Origin of the sequence: Parahaliea maris (genome assembly GCF_008064665.1) — a bacterium.
GTDB classification, from domain to species: domain Bacteria; phylum Pseudomonadota; class Gammaproteobacteria; order Pseudomonadales; family Halieaceae; genus Parahaliea; species Parahaliea maris.
Genome location: NZ_VRZA01000005.1, coordinates 408,957 through 423,622, shown reverse-complemented (window position 1 = coordinate 423,622; position 14,666 = coordinate 408,957). Strand labels below are relative to the sequence as shown.

The window sequence follows — 14,666 nt, the reverse complement described above, 5'->3', positions numbered from 1 at the left end:
GGGGGGCCGGTTTTACTCGCTGTCCGGGGTGACCGGCACGCCTTCGATGCTGGCCTTGGTCAGCAGCACTTCCACCGGCTTGTCGTCCTCGACATGAACGGTTTTGACCATCAGGTAATCCCAGTCGGGGGCGACCCAGATGTCCGAGCTGCGGTCCGGGTCGTCGTGCAGGCGCTCGAAGTGCAGGGTTTTGATGGGCCCGAGGCCGGTCTCCACGATTTCCTCGCCGACAAACTCGATTTTGTAGTCCTTGACCTTGCGGCCGTCGGCAACGGTGATAACCAGGTCGTCCCGGGGGTTGGGGTCGTTCAGCATCAGCAGGCGCAGGTGTTCCTGCTGGCTCAGGCGGTCCAGGGTCCCCGGCTTGTTCGGCAGCTCGTACCATTCACCCTTGTACAGGCTGCGCAGGGTCTCCTCGCCGGGGGTGATATGCACCTCGCGGCGGCGATTGATCAGGCCGGTGCCCTGGTACACGTAGGACTTGGGAATGACCTCGCCGTTCTCCACCCGGAACACGCTGACCTCGTGGAAGCCGGCCACCAGGATTTTGCCGCCGTTGGTGAGGGTAAAACCGCCTGCGCCGTCGCTCTTCAGCTCCCGGTTCAGGGTGAGATTCATGCCGATGGCGCTGGTGTTGTACTCGGCAGTGTAGGGTCGCAGGCTGTCGACCGCGCTGCAGACCATGGGCGCGAGGCTCAGCAACGCTCCCAGGAACAGCGTCCGGCGGCGCCCGTTTGCACGGGATGGTCTGACTTCAGGCGTCATGGTACTGGATGCCGCCTTCCGGTATTCGTTCTCCATCGAGAAACGCTCCTTGATCGCTCAGCTGGAGCCGGCCCTCGAGGTACCATTGGGCGGCCAGCGGATAGATTTTGTGCTCCTCAACAATCACGCGTGCGGCCAGGGTGTCGGCGGTGTCGTCTGGCTCCACCGGTACTCTTGCCTGTAGTACTGGCGGTCCCCCGTCCAACTCCTCGGTCACAAAGTGCACTGTCACCCCGGCTTCGCTGTCGCCCGCATCCAGGGCGCGCTGGTGAGTGTTGAGTCCCGGGTACTTTGGCAGCAGAGAGGGATGAATGTTCAATAGGCGACCGCTAAAAGCGGTAATAAACACAGAAGTCAGTATGCGCATGAAGCCGGCCAGGATGACCAGTTCGGCCCCGGCCTCCCGTAGTCGCGCTACCATGGCAGCGTCGAAATCCTCGCGGCTGGCGTAGTCGCGGTGGTTGATGACTGCGGTGTCGATGCCCGCTTCCCGGGCTCGCTGCAGGCCGCCTGCGTCGGGGTTGTTGCTGAGCACGAGGGCAATGCGGGCCCCGAGTTCTCCAGCCTGTACCGCATCGATGAAGGCCTGCATATTGGAGCCGCGGCCGGAGATCAGGATGGCGATAGGCGTAGCGGTGTCACTCATGCGTCGACCAGCTCTACCCCGTGTGCACCGGTTTCGATACGGCCAATCTGCCAGGCCTTGAGGCCGGACGCGTCGAGGGTGGCGAGTGTCTTGTCGAGGTCGGCCGGCGCTACGCACAGCACCATGCCCACGCCGCAATTGAAGGTGCGGTACATTTCCCGGGTTTCCACATTGCCCTGGCTCTGCAGCCATTCGAACACCGGGGGCCACTGCCAGCTGGTGGTGTCGATGTGGGCGCTGCAGTTTTCGGGCAGAACCCGGGGCAGGTTTTCCAGCAGGCCGCCGCCGGTGATGTGGGACAGGGCCTTCACCTGCGCCGACTTGAACAGCTCCAGCAGCGGCTTCACGTAGATGGTAGTGGGTTCCAGCAGGGCCTTGCCAAGGGTGGTGTCGCCCAGGGGCTGGCTGAGGTCGGCGCCGCTGACCTCGATAATCTTGCGGATCAGGGAGTAGCCGTTGGAGTGCGGGCCGGAACTGGCGATACCCACCAGCACGTCACCAGCAGCCACCTGGCTGCCGTCGATGATCTCGTCCTTTTCGACCACGCCCACGCAGAATCCCGCCAGGTCGTAGTCTTCACCTTCGTACATGCCGGGCATTTCTGCCGTTTCGCCACCCACCAGGGCGCAGCCGGCGAGCTCGCAACCCTTGCCGATACCGGTTACCACATCTACTGCGGTGTCCACATTGAGGGCGCCGGTGGCGTAATAGTCGAGAAACAGCAAGGGTTCGGCGCCGGCCACGACGAGGTCGTTGACGCACATGGCCACCAGGTCGATGCCGATGGTGTCGTGCACCCCGAGGTCCATGGCGAGGCGCAGTTTGGTGCCCACGCCGTCGGTACCCGAGACCAGCACCGGCTGGCGGTAGCCGGCGGGCAATTCGCAAAGCGCGCCGAAGCCGCCCAGCCCGCCCAGGACTTCCGGGCGTGCGGTGCGTTTGGAAACGCTCTTGATGCGCTCCACCAGTGCGTTGCCGGCGTCAATATTGACGCCGGCGTCCTGGTAGCTGAGAGAGGGGGCGCCCTTGTCTGTGCTCATGGGGTCTGGGTCCGGTAATCGAAATCTCGAGGGCCCGCTATTCTAGCGGCATTGCCCCGCCGTTACACCCCGCAGGCGCAATTGTTCACACAAGTGCCGGTGGTCAGTGGGCGGGGTCTCCATGCGGCGCCTGCCGTTGTTGCGAAGGGCTGCTACAATGCCGCCCGTGGCATTTTCCCGGGGAACTCTGGTGACCAATTTGTTCGTGCGCGCCGGCGCGCTGTTGTTGCTGATGGCTGTGCTGGCGGCGCCCTTGCGGGCGGAACTCGTGAAAGACCTGTACAGCGGCCAGACCCCGGTCAGCGACCGCAGCCAGGCGGAACTGGGGCGCGCGGCGCGGGAGGCGCTTTCCCAGGTTCTGGTAAAGGTCTCCGGTAGCACCGAGGTACTGGGTCTTCCCGGCATCGCCGAGGCGCTGGAGGATGCTCTCGCCCAGTCTCGGCAGTTTTCCTATGCCCGCACCGACGATCCTGAGCAGCCCCTGGCCGCCCGGTTCGAATTCAGCCAGCGCTGGGTGTCCGGGTTGTTGAATGCGGCCGGGGCGCCTCTGTGGACGGCCAACCGGCCCGCAGTGCTGTTGTGGCTGGTGCAGGACACACCGGAGGGGCGCCAGTTCGTGAATCGCGAAACCGCGCCCGAACTGGTGCGGCGACTGGAACGGGATTTCGAGGCCCGTGGGGTGCCCCTGCGCTTCCCGCTTTACGACCTGACCGACGCAGCGGCACTGTCCCCGGGGCAGGCCTGGTCCCTGAATGAGGTGAGCCTGCGACAGGCCTCCCAGCGCTACCGGGTGGACGAGATACTGGCGGGGCGCCTCAGTCAGCTCTCGGGTGGCCTGTGGCTGGGTGACTGGGCCTATCTGTCGGCCCGGGAACGTATCGATCGCAGTGCATCTCCGGAACCGGTCGACGCGTTCCTGGATGCCGGCGTGGCGCTGGTGGCCGAGGACATGGCCGCGCGCTACGCGGTGGCGGCCAGCGGCGCCCCCGCCAGCGGTGTGGCCATGCGGGTGAGTAATGTGCGCAGCTATGCCGATTACGCCGCGATCGTGTCCTGGCTGGAGGGACTTGAGCTGATCGATCACGCCAATGTCGAACATATCAGCGGCAACCGGCTGCAGCTGCGCCTGTTGGCACAGGCCGATGCCTCACAGCTGGCGTCCATCATTGAATTGAACCGTCGCCTGGTGCCTGTGACCACGGCGGCGGTCAGCGGGGAGTTGAACTACCAGTGGCAGAACTAGACCCCATCTCACCCCTCGGGCCGCGCCGCTGGCCCTGGTTTGTGGGGGTCGTATTGGCCATAGGAGTGGCCTTTTATGTGCTGCAACCGATCCTGCTGCCGTTTGTGCTGGGGGCGCTGATCGGTTACCTCGGAGATCCGCTGGTGGACATCCTCGAGCGCCGGGGCATGGGGCGTACCTGGGGGGTGACGGTGGTGTTCCTGGTGTTGACCGCGGTGCTGGTAATGGCGCTGCTCATTGCTGTGCCCGCCCTGATTCACCAGGTGGATGCCCTGGTGCGCAAAGTGCCGGACATCTATCGCTGGTTGACTGATACCCTGTTGCCGTGGGTCCAGGCCAACCTGAGCATTCCGGTCTCCAGGTTGCCTGAAATCGACTGGACATCAAGGCTGGCAGAGAACTGGCAGTCACTGGGCAAGGCTACCGCCACCACCCTGCGCGGCATCACCGGCTCCGGTGCAGGCCTTCTGGCCTGGCTGTTCAATATGGCCCTGGTGCCAGTGGTTGCGTTTTACCTGATGCGTGACTGGGACGTGTTGATGGCGAAAATCCTTCGTATGATTCCCAAGGCCTGGCAGGAGAACACCACCGTCATGGTGGGCGAGGCCGACGAGGTGCTGGGCGCCTTTATTCGCGGCCAGCTACTGGTGATGCTGGCACTGGGAGTGATTTACAGCATCGGCCTGAGCCTGGTGGGTGTTCAGCTGGCCCTGGTATTGGGGATGGTGGCCGGCCTGGCCAGCATTGTGCCCTACCTTGGCTTTATTGTGGGTATTGCCAGTTCCCTGCTGGTGGCGTGGTTCCAGTTCCATGAACCCGGCGCATTACTGCTGGTGGCGCTAGTCTTCGCTATCGGTCAGGTGCTGGAATCGGTGGTCCTTACCCCGATCCTGGTCGGGGACCGCATCGGGCTTCATCCGGTGGCGGTGATTTTTGCCCTGATGGCCGGAGGGCAGATCGCCGGTTTTCTCGGCGTGCTGGTCGCACTCCCCGTATCGGCGGTTATCATGGTATTCGTACGCCACGCAGTGGCCCGCTACCGGGCCAGCGAACTGTATACCGGAGAATAGGTGTGACAGCGACCTCCGGCGGCCACCAGCTGGCACTCAACGTGCAGTTGCGCGACGACGCCACCCTCGACAATTTTTACGTGACGGAGCCACTGTTTCCCCTGCTGCCGCTGCTGCAGCTGCAGCGTGAGGAGGGCGGGGAACCTGTCCTGTATCTGTATGGGAGCCCCGGTTGCGGCAAATCCCACCTGTTGCAGGCCAGCTGTCACCTGGCGTCAGAAGGTGCGCTGTATCTGCCCCTTGGGGAGTTGCTCGACTACGCTCCCGACGCGGTGCTGGCAGACGTGGAAACCCTTTCCCTGGTGTGTCTGGATGACCTGCAGGCCGTTGCCGGCAACGACGCCTGGGAGCAGGCACTGTTCCACTTTTTTAACCGGGCGCGGGCGGCAGACTGCAGGTTATTGCTGGCGGCGGATTCCTCTCCGCGCAACTTGGCAGTCCGACTGGCTGATTTACGCTCGCGCCTGGGGTGGGGGATCGTGTATCATCTGCCCGGCTACGATGACGAGCAGAAGGCGTCGGTACTGGCATTCCGCGCCGCTCGCCGCGGGTTGCAGTTGCCGCCGGAGGTGGCCAGGTACGTTGTCAGCCGGGCTCCCAGGGGGCTGGCGGAGTTGCTCGAGGTGCTCGACATTCTGGACAGTCGCTCCCTCGCCGAGCAGCGGGCACTGACGGTACCCTTTGTAAAACAGGTGCTCGGCTGGTGAGCCTGCACGGTCTCTCCGCTCCTGTTATTCCGTAATATTTGCGCAAAAACCAGCGTAATAATTCCACCGCAACATTATTAGAAAGTTCAAAATTCACTGCTATATTGAATGGAAGTTGGGTCGCACGACTCGGGTAGGGCGTGCGTAATTCTAGTTAGGAGAAGCGTCACAATGAAAAAACAAATTCTTTCCCTCGCGGCCGGTGCAGCACTGGCTTCGGTACTGGCGGCCCCCGCATCCGCAGAAGTACCCATTACCATTAATGGGGGGATTGGCCAGTGGTATTTCGATAATGATCGCAACCTCGATGACCACGCGACCCCATGGGTGAGCCTCGAGTACGCTTTCGATGACAACTGGGCCGCCGAGATTTTCTACGCCGAGGATGAGACCAGCTCCAATGACGGTTTTGATGTCGACGTCGCCACCTGGCAACTCGACATGCTGTATTACGGCGGCAGTTATATCGGTGAAGGCAACCGCGTACGCCCCTACCTCGCCTTTGGTGGCGGTGAAATTGACTTCGACGCCGACTTTGCCGACTCCGTAGAGACCGTCCTCAACGCCGGCGCCGGTATTCGCTACATGCTGACGCGCCGCTTCGGTGCCCGCCTCGAGGCTCGCCTGGTGCATAGCCTGGACGAGGGCAACAACGACCTGCTGCTGACGGCCGGCCTGAACTACTACTTCGGCAAGGTGAAGGAAGACGCACCGCCGCCGGTGGTGGCAGCTGCTCCGGTTGATTCTGACGGCGACGGCGTGACCGACGACAAGGACCAGTGCCCCGGCACACCTCCGGGCACCCGCGTTGACGCCTACGGCTGCCCACTGCCGGTTGAGCGCGTAGCCTCCATCAAGCTGAAGGTGAACTTCGACTTCGACTCCAGCAAGGTGAAAGAGCAGTACTTCAGTGATATCGGCGAGCTGGCGAAATTCCTCCAGCGCTTCGACGATGTAGATGTGCAGCTGGAAGGCCATACCGACAGCGTGGGTCCGGACGACTACAACCAGCAGCTGTCCCAGCGCCGTGCTGACGCGGTCAAGGATATGCTGGTGAACCAGTACGGTATCGCTGCCAGTCGCATCAAACCTGTCGGTTACGGTGAATCCCAGCCGGTCGCCAGCAACGACACCAAGGAAGGCCGCGCCGAGAACCGTCGCACCATGGCCACCCTGGAAGTGACCTACGAAGAGTAGTCTCGCCTAACCGGAGGTCCTTCCGGTAACGCCTGCCAGCTCGAAGCCATCGGCGTCCAGCTGGCAGGGAAAGGACTCCCGGTACTGTAACAAGGCGGCACCGTCCAGCACTGCGCTGACGGTGCCGTTTTCATTTTGCGGGTCGGCCAACAGGATGCCCTGGGCGTCAACGAGCAGGCTGTCACCGCTGTACTCCCAGCCCTTGGCATCACTGCCGACGCGATTCACGCCAGCCACGCAGGCCTGGTTCTCAATGGCGCGCGCCTGCAGCAGGCTGCGCCAGTGCAATCTGCGACTGGCAGGCCAGTTGGCCACGTACACGGCCAGGTCGTAATCGCCCGTGTTGCGACTGAATACAGGGAAGCGCAGGTCATAACATACCTGCAGCAGGATTCGCCAGCCACGCCAGTTCACGACCACCCGCTCGTCGCCCGCCGCGTAGCGCTTGTGTTCTCCGGCCATGCGAAACAGGTGGCGTTTATCGTAGAAGTGGCAGGCGTCGGGGGTGGTGAACAGCATGCGGTTGTAGACGGCATCCCCCACCTGCACCGCAATTGAGCCAGTGATGGCGCAGTCGCGCTCCCGGGACATCTCCAGCAGCCATTGCTCGGTTTCGCCGCCTGGAGGTTCCGCGTTCGCCAGGGCGTTCATCGAAAACCCGGTCGTGAACATCTCCGGTAGCACGACGAGGTCGCTGTCGGCGGGACAACCGGCGATGATCTCGCTGAACTGGCGACGGTTGTCGGCCGGCGCTTCCCAGGCCAGTTCGCACTGTACCAGGGTGACTTTCAGATTCTGCATAGGGTCTCCGCGGCCCGCAGCAACTGCTCGTCCTGTTTGGCGAAGCAGAGGCGCAGGTAGTGTTGCTGTGGTGGGGCCTGGTAGAAAATGGAAATGGGAATGCTGGCGACGCCCTGCTCGACGGTCCAGCGTTCGCACAGGCTGTGGTCCGGCTCATCGGTAATGTCGCTGTAATCCAGTAGCTGGAAGTAGGTGCCGGCGCTGGGGCGGAGCCTGAAGCGGGAGTTGGCCAGGGCCCTGTGTAGGAGGTCTCGCTTGGCCTGGTAGAAGCCCGGCAGGGTGCCCGGGTAATCGGGGTCCTCCGCCATGAAGTCCGCCAGCGCCAGTTGCACCGGCGTAACGCCCACAAAGCAGTTGAACTGATGTACCTTGCGCAGCTCTGCGGTCAGTGCCGGTGGCGCCACGCAGTACCCGGTTTTCCAGCCAGTCACACCGTAGGTCTTGCCAAAGGAATAGACTGTCACGCTGCGACTGCGCAGGGCCGGGTACTCCAGCACGCTGTGATGGCGGGCACCGTCAAACACCAGGTGCTCATAGACTTCGTCGCTCACCACCAGCAGGTCGCGCAATTCTGCCAGTTCCTCGAGGGTTTCCAGGTCGCTGTGGCTGAGCACCGCCCCGGTGGGATTGTGCGGCGAGTTGATCACAATCATCCGGGTGCGGGATGACAGTGCGCCTGATACATGGTCCCAATCGACGGCAAAGGTGTCTTCGATCAAGGGGACGTGAATGGCGCGTCCCCCCGCCAGGCGCACGGCGGGTTCGTAGCTGTCATAGCTCGGGTCCAGCAGAATGACTTCGTCATCGCGGTCCACCAGCGCCATGATGGCACAGAAGATGCCTTCGGTTGCGCCCGGTACGATGGTGATCTCCTCGACCGGATCCGGTGTTACGCCGCGAAAGCGCTGGAGCTGGGCGGCGACCTGTTCCCGCAGCGCGGGTTCCCCGATCATTGGTGCATACTGGTTGTGCCCTTCCAGCGCATGGTGGGCGAGGGCCCGACGCAGCCCCTCAGGGGCCGGGAAGTCCGGGAAGCCCTGGGACAGGTTGATGGCACCGTGCTCCCGGGCGAGGGCCGACATGCGAGTGAATATGGTAGTGCCGATGTCGGGGAGTTTGCTGTGAATTGCCATGGCGTCCTGCGCTTGCGCGATCAAAGCTGGGTGTCCAGCGGCAGTTCGGTACTGTTCTTGATCTCGGTTACCGCCATATGGGAGTGCAACTCGCGGATGGCCGGACTGGCCGTCAGCGTGTTGCGGACAAACTCCTCATAGTGACGGATGTCCCGGGTCACAATCTTGAGCATATAGTCCCATATCCCGGTCATGGTGTAACACTCTATGACTTCCGGGTGGTCGACGATCTCCCGCTCGAAACTCATCAGGTTCTGGCGCCCGGTGGAGGTGAGGTTGATGGTGGCAAACACCACCACCTCCATGCCCAGGGCCTCCCGATCCAGCAGCGCCACGCGGCGCTGGATCACGCCCTCCTGCTCCAGCCGGTTGATGCGCCGCCAGCAGGGTGACTGGGAAAGATTGATGCGTTCGGCGATCTCCCCACTGCTCAGCGTTGCGTCCCGCTGCAGCAGTCGGAGGATGTCCAAATCCTGTTTGGCGAGCTCTGTAGGCATTTAAGTCTCCGGGCGGCATATTACTGCATAAATTATGCATTTTAGGGTCCAATGCCCGGGCATTTCAAATAACAATTTCTATACTTTTGGGACACACTATTCCAAATCGTAAGGTGAGTTGGATATGGCTACCCCGGGCAACACTGCAACACGCAAAGTTTCTCTCGACGACAAGTATGCGCTGGATGCAACCCGCGCCTACATGACTGGCATCGAGGCGCTGGTGCGCCTGCCAATGCTGCAGCACCAGCGCGACGTAAGCCGCGGGCTGAACACGGCGGCATTCATCTCCGGTTACCGGGGCTCTCCCGTCGGCGGCGTCGACCAGGCAATGTGGCGCGCCAAGCCCTGGCTCGACCAGCACAACGTGGTGTTCCAGCCCGGGGTGAACGAGGACCTGGCGGCCACGGCTGTCTGGGGCAGCCAGCAGACCAACCTGTTCCGCGGTGCCAAGTACGACGGTGTCTTCTCCATGTGGTACGGCAAGGGCCCGGGTGTCGATCGTTCAATGGACGTGATCAAGCACGCCAATGCCTTTGGCACCAGCCAGTACGGCGGTGTACTGGCGGTGGCCGGTGACGACCACGCCTGTAAATCCTCCACCCTGCCGCACCAGAGTGAGCACATGTTCATCGGTGCCTCGGTACCGGTGCTGAGCCCGGCCAACGTGCAGGAAGTCCTCGATCTGGGTGTCTACGGCTGGGAACTGTCGCGCTATTCCGGGTGCTGGGTTGCCCTGAAGGCCATTACCGAAAACATGGATTCGGCGATTTCTGCCGACATCGACCCCAACCGTATCGATATTGTGATTCCGGAGGAGTTCCAGCTGCCCCCGGACGGCGTGCACGCCCGCTGGCCGGACAAGCCCCTGGAACAGGAGCTACGCCTCAACAAATACAAGATCTATGCCGCTCGCGAGTTCGCCAGGGTCAATGGCCTCAACCGCATCGTGGTGGACAGCCCCAACGCCCGCTTCGGCATCATTACCTCCGGTAAAGCCTACCTGGACGTCATGCAGGCGCTGGAAGATATGGGTATCGACGACAAGGTCGCCGCCCAGCTCGGCCTGCGGGTCTACAAGGTGGGCATGCCCTGGCCGCTGGAGCCCCGCACCACCCACGAATTTGCCGAGGGCCTCGAAGAGATCCTGGTGGTGGAAGAGAAGCGCTCGATCATCGAGGACCAGCTGACCGGCCAACTCTACAACTACCCGGTGGCTGCCCGCCCCCGGGTATTCGGTGAGTTCGACGAGGAGGGGCGCGACCTACTGCCCAACCTGGGTGAACTGACCCCGGCCATGGTGGCGTTGGCGATTCACAGCCGGATCAAGCGCTTCTTCCAGTCTGAACTGATGGACCAGCGCGTCGAGTGGATCAACCGCAAGGAGGCCTCGCTGGCCACGCCACGGGAAACCATCGAGCGGGTGCCGCACTTCTGCTCCGGCTGCCCCCACAACACCTCCACCAAGGTACCCGAGGGCAGCCGCGCCCTCGGTGGTATCGGCTGTCATTACATGGCCACCTGGATGCCCGATCGGGAGACTCACACTTTCTCCCAGATGGGGGGCGAGGGTGTTACCTGGATCGGCCAGGCACCGTTCACGGAAACCAAACACGTATTCCAGAACCTGGGCGATGGCACCTACTTCCACAGCGGCTTGCTGGCGATTCGCGCCGCGGTCTCTGCCAAGGTCAACATCACCTACAAGATTCTCTACAACGACGCGGTGGCGATGACGGGCGGCCAGCCCATCGACGGGCCGCTGAGCGTGGGTGACGTTATTCGCCAGGTGAGCGCCGAGAACGTGCGCCGCATTGCCCTGGTATCGGATTCCCCCGAATCCTGGCGCGGAGAGTTTGGCGGCATCCCCGGATTCAGCCTGCATCACCGCGACGAGCTGGACGCACTGCAGAAAGAGCTACGTGAGTACGAGGGCACCTCGGTCATCGTCTACGTCCAGACCTGCGCCGCCGAGAAGCGCCGTCGGCGCAAGAAGGGGCGCATGGAGGATCCGAACAAGCGACTGTTCATCAACGACGCGGTCTGTGAGGGCTGCGGTGACTGCAGCGTGAAGTCCAACTGCCTGTCGGTGGTGCCCAAGGAGACTGAGCTGGGCCGCAAGCGCCAGATCGACCAGAGCTCCTGCAACAAGGACTACAGCTGCGCCAACGGTTTCTGCCCCAGCTTCGTGTCGGTCATCGGCGGCAAGCTGCGCAAGCCCGGCGGCGTCGGTGACGACAGCCAGGTGGTGTTCGACCCACTGCCCGAGCCCCAGCTGCCCTCTCTGGATCGCCCCTGGAACACGGTGGTAACCGGCGTTGGCGGCACCGGCGTGCTGACCATCACTGCGCTGGTGGCCATGGCCGCGCACATCGAAGGCAAGGGCTGCGCCACCATGAACCAGACCGGTCTGGCGCAGAAGTTTGGTGCGGTGGTGAGTCATGTCCGGGTCAGCCAGAACCAGGAAGACATCAAGGCCGTGCGAATCCCAGCCGGCGAAGCCGACCTGCTGCTGGGCTGTGACCTGGTGGTGACCACTACCTATGAGGCCATGGGCAAGGTCGCCCAGGGGCGCACCCACGCAGTGGTCAATGAAGCCGAGGTGCCCACCTCATCCTTCATCCTGGATCCGGACGCAAAGTTCCCCACCCGGTCCATGAAGGAAAAGATCAGCACCGAAGTCGGTGACGATACCCACTTCATTGATTCCACCCGGATTGCCACCCAACTGCTCGGTGACTCCATTGCCTCCAACCTGTTCCTGCTGGGCTTTGCCTGGCAGCGCGGCACGGTGCCGGTTTCCGCCGAAGCGCTGGAAGAGGCCATCGAGCTCAACGGTGTGGCCGTAGCGTTTAACAAGGCAGCCTTCCTCTGGGGACGTCGCTGTGCTCACCAGCCAGAGAAAGTACTGGCACTGGTCGAACAGCTTGCCCCGGCACCCAAGCCGCGTCTGGAGAGCGTGGACGAGATCGTCGCCGACCGGGTACAGCGCCTCACCGACTACCAGGACGCCGCCTACGCCGAACGTTACCGGGCACTGGTCGAACGGGTGCGCGCGGCAGACTCGCGTTCCGCGGAAGCCGACTCCATCACCGTGGCCGCCGCTCGCAACCTGTACAAGCTGATGGCCTACAAGGACGAGTACGAAGTAGCTCGCCTGTACAGTGATGGTGAGTTCATCAGGAAGCTGCAGCAGCAGTTCGAGGGTGACTACGAGCTGCGTTTCAACATGGCTCCGCCCCTGTTCAGCAAGCGCGACCCCAATACCGGCCACCTGATCAAACAGGAGTTTGGCCCCTGGATGATGAAAGCCTTCGGCCTGCTGGCGAAATTCCGTCGGCTGCGGGGCGGCAAGCTGGATATCTTCGGCTACACCGAGGAGCGCCGGCAGGAGCGTCAGGACATCGCCGATTACGAGGCGGTGCTGGACGCGCTGATGAAAGAGCTGGGCCCGGACAACTACACCGTCGCCCTGGAACTGGCGCGACTGCCCGCCAAGCTGCGCGGCTTCGGCCACGTGAAAGATCGCAACCGCGAGAACCTGGAACTGCGCAAGCAGCAGCTCCTGGCGCAACTGCGCGGTGAAACCCACACGGCGGCGGTGAAAATCGTCGACGCCGCGTGAACCATGAACTGACCACAATTGAATAACACTACCGAGGATTGGTGATGAGCGTTTTTTCTGCCCCGGCCTTTGACCAGCACGAACTGGTCTCCTTCTGCTCTGATAGCGATACCGGCCTGCGCGCCATTATTGCCGTGCATAACACGACCCTGGGTCCCGGCGTTGGGGGCTGCCGCATGTTTCCCTATAGCAGCGACGAAGAGGCCCTGCATGATGTGCTGCGCCTGTCGCGGGGCATGACCTATAAATCGGCGCTGGCAGGCCTGCCCCTGGGCGGTGGCAAGTCAGTGATCATCGGCAACCCGCGCACCGACAAGAATCGTGAGCTGCTGCTGGCGATGGGCGACTTCGTCAACTCCCAGAGTGGCCGCTACGTCGCGGCGGAAGACTCCGGTACCGGCGTGGCCGACATGAAGGTGATGGGCGAGCGCACCCACTGGGTCAGCGGCCTGGACGACAACGAGTTTGGTGGTGATCCGTCTCCCAGCACTGCCTGGGGCGTCTACCTCGGCATGCGCACCGCCATCCGTCACCGCCTGGGCGCCGACAGCTTCCAGGGTCTCAAGGTGGCGATCCAGGGTCTCGGCCATGTCGGCTACTACCTGGCCCGCCACCTGCGTGCCGACGGTGCCACCGTCTACGGCGCCGACGTGAACATCGACAACCTGCAGCGGGCGGTGAATGAACTGGGAGTGATTGCGGTCGACGTCAACGACATCCTGCAACAGGAAGTGGATATCGTTGCTCCCTGCGCCATGGGTGCCATCCTCAACGAGCAGAGCATTCCGACGCTGCGTAGCGGTATCGTTTGCGGCGCCGCGAACAATCAGCTCGCTACCCCGGAAGACGGCAATCACCTGCGGGATCTCGGCATACTCTACTGCCCGGATTTCCTGGTGAATGCCGGCGGCATTATCGATGTGCACCACCAGCGGGCCGGCTCCGCCGAGTCTGCCAAGCGCGAGCACATTGCGCGTATCGAAGGCACCCTGGCCGAAGTACTGCGGCGTGCCGATGAGTGCCACAGCTCCACTGAGTCCATTGCCGAGCAACTGGCCGGGGAGTACCTCGCCCAAAAGCGAGCGCAACCGCCAGCTCTGGCGGCCGTGAGCTGAACCGGAATTACCGGGCGGGTGCTGTCAGTGCAGCCCCGCCCGGAACGGCATATTCTCCGTTACCCAGCCGCAGATAACGCTTCAAATAATGCACGGCAAGGTAGAAGGGACCCGTATCCAGCAGGGCGACCGCCGCCTTGAACAGGTAGTTGCTGCCGATCAGCACCAATAGCGCCTGCAGGGCGATATCGCCGCGCAGGAACGCCGCGCCGAAAGTCACGCTGATCACCATCACCGAATCCACCATCTGGCTCATCAGGGTGCTGAAATTGTTGCGCACCCACAGGTACTTGCCCTTCGTGACCCGTTTCCAGAAGTGGAACAGCTGTACGTCGCAATACTGGGCGGCGATGTAGGCCAGCATGGACGCAAACACCGCCCCCGAAGTCGTGGCGTAGATCAACTGGTACAGCCCCACGCTGCCCTCCACCAGGTCGCCATTGGGCAGGGCCACCGGTGCCGCCAGCTGCAGCACCTGCCAGGGTGGCATCTGTTCGGCGGGTACCGGGGGAATGGCATCTCCCAGGAACAACACCCCCAGGATCAGGAAGTTGAGCCCGAGCCCCACGCTCACCAGGAAATTGGCTCGCGCCTTGCCGTACAGCTCGCACACCAGGTCCGTGCACAGGAAGGTCAGCGGATAGGGCAGCACCCCGACGGCCAGCGCCATGGGCCCCAACTGGATAAAGCGGGTAATGCCGATGACGTTGAGCAGGGTCATGGCGGCCAGGAAGGTGCCCGCCAGCACGAGAAACACGCGCTCCCGGCGCTCGTGGAGCTCCGCCGGGTCCAGACTGCGCCCGGTAGTGCCGGTGGTCGCATCCATG

At 62.9% G+C, this 14,666-nt stretch carries 13 protein-coding genes; 6 read left to right on the top strand and 7 right to left on the bottom strand.

All coding sequences use genetic code 11. The features are described 5' to 3' along the window. Positions 1-12: 12 nt before the first annotated feature. From FV139_RS15740 to purM, 3 genes are read right to left on the bottom strand one after another with little or no spacing between them, the layout of a single operon-like run. The gene (locus tag FV139_RS15740) at positions 13-801 is read right to left on the bottom strand and encodes a DUF3108 domain-containing protein (protein ID WP_235898675.1); all 789 of its coding nucleotides are present in this window, start codon (positions 799-801) and stop codon (positions 13-15) included. After that, positions 755-1,411, bottom strand: a complete 657-nt coding sequence (gene purN, locus FV139_RS15735; RefSeq protein ID WP_148069405.1) for a phosphoribosylglycinamide formyltransferase — start codon at positions 1,409-1,411, stop codon at positions 755-757. Before purN ends, FV139_RS15740 begins: the two co-directional genes overlap by 47 nt. After that, the gene (gene purM / locus FV139_RS15730) at positions 1,408-2,451 is read right to left on the bottom strand and encodes a phosphoribosylformylglycinamidine cyclo-ligase (RefSeq protein ID WP_148069404.1); all 1,044 of its coding nucleotides are present in this window, start codon (positions 2,449-2,451) and stop codon (positions 1,408-1,410) included. The genes purN and purM overlap by 4 nt, the downstream gene beginning before the upstream one ends. A 190-nt stretch (positions 2,452-2,641) precedes the next feature. Between purM and FV139_RS15725 the strand changes: the two genes are divergently transcribed. From FV139_RS15725 to FV139_RS15710, 4 genes are all read left to right on the top strand, one after another. Continuing rightward, positions 2,642-3,694, top strand: coding sequence for a DUF2066 domain-containing protein (locus tag FV139_RS15725; protein ID WP_187276582.1), 1,053 nt, complete (start codon positions 2,642-2,644; stop codon positions 3,692-3,694). Next, entirely contained in the window at positions 3,682-4,764 is a 1,083-nt protein-coding gene (locus FV139_RS15720) for an AI-2E family transporter (protein ID WP_235898674.1), read from the top strand. The genes FV139_RS15725 and FV139_RS15720 overlap by 13 nt, the downstream gene beginning before the upstream one ends. Before the next feature lie 2 nt (positions 4,765-4,766). After that, positions 4,767-5,471, top strand: a complete 705-nt coding sequence (hda, locus tag FV139_RS15715) for a DnaA regulatory inactivator Hda (RefSeq protein WP_148069402.1) — start codon at positions 4,767-4,769, stop codon at positions 5,469-5,471. Between the two features lie 171 nt (positions 5,472-5,642). Beyond that, positions 5,643-6,668 (top strand): OmpA family protein, encoded by a 1,026-nt coding sequence (locus FV139_RS15710; protein ID WP_187276581.1) that lies wholly within the window; start codon positions 5,643-5,645, stop codon positions 6,666-6,668. Between the two features lie 6 nt (positions 6,669-6,674). Here the strand turns inward: FV139_RS15710 and FV139_RS15705 are convergent, their stop codons facing one another. Genes FV139_RS15705 through FV139_RS15695 form a run of 3 tightly spaced genes read right to left on the bottom strand, consistent with a single transcriptional unit; the run spans position 6,675 to position 9,099 of the window. Beyond that, the gene (locus FV139_RS15705; protein WP_148069400.1) at positions 6,675-7,469 is read right to left on the bottom strand and encodes an amidohydrolase; all 795 of its coding nucleotides are present in this window, start codon (positions 7,467-7,469) and stop codon (positions 6,675-6,677) included. Continuing rightward, a complete protein-coding gene (locus FV139_RS15700; protein ID WP_407946823.1) occupies positions 7,457-8,626 on the bottom strand; it encodes a methionine aminotransferase in 1,170 nt (389 codons plus the stop codon). Before FV139_RS15700 ends, FV139_RS15705 begins: the two co-directional genes overlap by 13 nt. Continuing rightward, on the bottom strand, positions 8,623-9,099 hold the full coding sequence (locus FV139_RS15695; protein WP_148069399.1) for an Lrp/AsnC family transcriptional regulator: 477 nt from the start codon (positions 9,097-9,099) through the stop codon (positions 8,623-8,625). The genes FV139_RS15700 and FV139_RS15695 overlap by 4 nt, the downstream gene beginning before the upstream one ends. 124 nt (positions 9,100-9,223) lie before the next feature. On the opposite strand from FV139_RS15695, the gene FV139_RS15690 reads away from it, so the two are divergent. Then, the gene (locus FV139_RS15690) at positions 9,224-12,724 is read left to right on the top strand and encodes an indolepyruvate ferredoxin oxidoreductase family protein (protein ID WP_148069398.1); all 3,501 of its coding nucleotides are present in this window, start codon (positions 9,224-9,226) and stop codon (positions 12,722-12,724) included. Between the two features lie 44 nt (positions 12,725-12,768). Then, a complete protein-coding gene (locus FV139_RS15685) occupies positions 12,769-13,839 on the top strand; it encodes a Glu/Leu/Phe/Val family dehydrogenase (RefSeq protein WP_148069397.1) in 1,071 nt (356 codons plus the stop codon). A gap of 7 nt (positions 13,840-13,846) precedes the next feature. On the opposite strand, the gene FV139_RS15680 is transcribed toward FV139_RS15685, so the two are convergent. Further along, positions 13,847-14,665, bottom strand: coding sequence for a queuosine precursor transporter (locus FV139_RS15680; protein WP_148069396.1), 819 nt, complete (start codon positions 14,663-14,665; stop codon positions 13,847-13,849). Position 14,666 lies beyond the last annotated feature (1 nt).